This is a genomic window from Serinicoccus sp. CUA-874 (genome assembly GCF_001942225.1).
In the GTDB taxonomy this organism is placed as follows: Bacteria; Actinomycetota; Actinomycetes; order Actinomycetales; family Dermatophilaceae; genus Ornithinicoccus; species Ornithinicoccus marinus.
Window position 1 is genome coordinate 1 of the sequence record NZ_MKJZ01000021.1, and the last position, 2,031, is coordinate 2,031.

Below are 2,031 nucleotides of genomic sequence, written 5' to 3' on the forward strand. Positions count from 1 at the left end.
CCTGAGTTCCGCAGCTGATGGTCGCGGTATGGACACAGAAGTAGGGTTTGACCTGGGGAAACGCGTGCGTGAGCGGTGACACGGCGTGTCACTAGTGGGTAGGGTCGGGCGGGGTTCAGTCGGTGGGCTGGGTGCCGAGCTGCAGGATCCGGGGCGGGGGGTCGATGTGGAGACGCTCCAGGATGGTGCGCTGTGCGGGGGTTGGCGCGGTCGTCTGCCGGTAGGTGCCGGCGGGACCGGTGAAGGTGCCGACGGCCAGGCGTTGCAGCTCGCGGCGGACGTTGTTCCAGGTATCGCCGGTGGTGGTCTCGATGATCCGGATCAGCAGCAGCGCCAGCCAGCACAGCACGACGTGGGCACGGATCCGGTCCTCCAGTCGGTGGTGGACCGGGCGCAGGTCGAGGATCTGCTTCATGTCGCGCCAGCCGCGTTCGACCTCCAGCAGCTGCTTGTAACCCAGTGCCATGTCCTCGGCGGACAGGTGCGGCTCGTTGGAGCGCAGCAGGTACTTCCCGTCCAGCTTGGCCTCGGCAGCGATCGCCTTGGCGTCGACGCGCAGCAGCCCGCCGGCGGTGACGCGCAGGTACCGGTTCAGTCCCGGCTTGGTGGAGATCACCCCGCGCAGCTCGGCCCGCTTGGTCACCGACAGCTGGTCGCTGCCGGCGACCAGCCCGTGCAGGTGCTCGAGGAGCTGGTCCCGGATGGTGGCGTCGCGGTCGGCGGCTTCGGGGTTGTGGGCGATGACGAACCGTTCGTGCTCGCTGATCCGCACTTCCTTGACGCGCAGGTTGCCCGCGACGTCCTGGTAGCGGCCCGGGCGGCCCAGCGCAGCGGTGGCCTCAGCTGAGCCCGAGCGCAGCTTCTCACCCAGGATGTACCCGCCGCCGGCGCGTTGCAGGTAGCGCCGGTTCTCCGCTGAGGTGAACCCGCGGTCGGCGACCCACACGATCCGGGACAGGTTCCAGTCGCGCATGTCGTCCTTGACCTGGCGGATCAGCGCCGAGTCGGAGGTGTTGCCCGGCCAGGACCAGACCCGTACCGGGATCCCGGTACGGGTCACCGCCATCCCGATGACCACCTGCGGCAGGTCATCCCGGTGGTCCTTGGACTTGCCATAGGCCCGGAACCCGGTCTGCTTGACCGCACCGGCAGGCGCCTGAGCCCCGCCCTCCGCGTCCTGCTCGCCAGACTCGGGGGTGGCGCCGGGTACCGGCCGGCCGGTCTGGTCGCGCCACAGCGGTGCGTCGGCGGTCTCGGTCTCGAAGTAGGTGCTGGTGGTGTCGAAGAACAGCAGGTCGACCTCGAGGTTGAGCAGGTCCGCGGTCGAGGCGTAGACCTTCTTGGCCAGGTCGGCCTCGACCTCGAGCAGCCAGTCCATCGCCCGGTAACAAGCGTCGTCACTGACCTGGCCCAGTCCGGGGATGTGCACGTCGTGGTTGACCCACCCGGCCGCGGCCAGCTTCGAGGACGGCGCCAGCGCCCGGTTGGCCACCAACGCGAACAGCACCCGCTCCACAACCGCGTCCCGACGCGTCCGCCCCAGCAGGGAGCGCGTCGTCTTGTCGATCCCGAGCCGCCTCCACAGCGCGTCCAGCGCCCAGGCACCACCCAACGGGCGGGACTCCAGGAAGGACAGCCCTTCCCCGGCGTCGCCGTCTTGGTCCGCGGCCAGCGTCGGTGAGTCCACCAGCTTGGACAGCGAGGCGATCAACCGCTCGATCCCGCCCCGGTCGACCTGCTCGACACGGCCGAAGTTGTACAGCACCTTCATCTTCGACGTCTTCGCCACCGGGTCCCACTGGTTGTGCGCCAGCTGCAGGTACGACACCTTCGTGCCGTCCTTGTTCCGCCGCGACGACGTCCTGATGAACATGTCACCAGACGCTACCAGCCCCCACACTGCTCACACACCACAGACACGCCAAGTCGTGTCACTAGGCAATCCGACTCGTGTCATCAACCACCAACCCACTGACCTGCACCTTTCCACCCGGCCATGCCCCAGATAACTGATTAGCTGCGGAACTCAGG

At 68.2% G+C, this 2,031-nt stretch carries 1 protein-coding gene; it reads right to left on the reverse strand.

From position 1 onward, the window contains the following. Nucleotides 1-115 precede the first annotated feature (115 nt). Nucleotides 116-1,873: an IS1634 family transposase gene (locus BJF80_RS06705; protein ID WP_075812440.1), complete on the reverse strand. Its 1,758-nt coding sequence runs from the start codon at nt 1,871-1,873 to the stop codon at nt 116-118. Between the last annotated feature and the right edge of the window lie 158 nt (nt 1,874-2,031).

Excerpts from the sequence above, each read along its gene's own strand:
- BJF80_RS06705 (WP_075812440.1), bottom strand. The coding sequence starts at position 1,873 with ATGTTCATCAGGACGTCGTCGCGGCGGAACAAGGACGGCACGAAGGTG.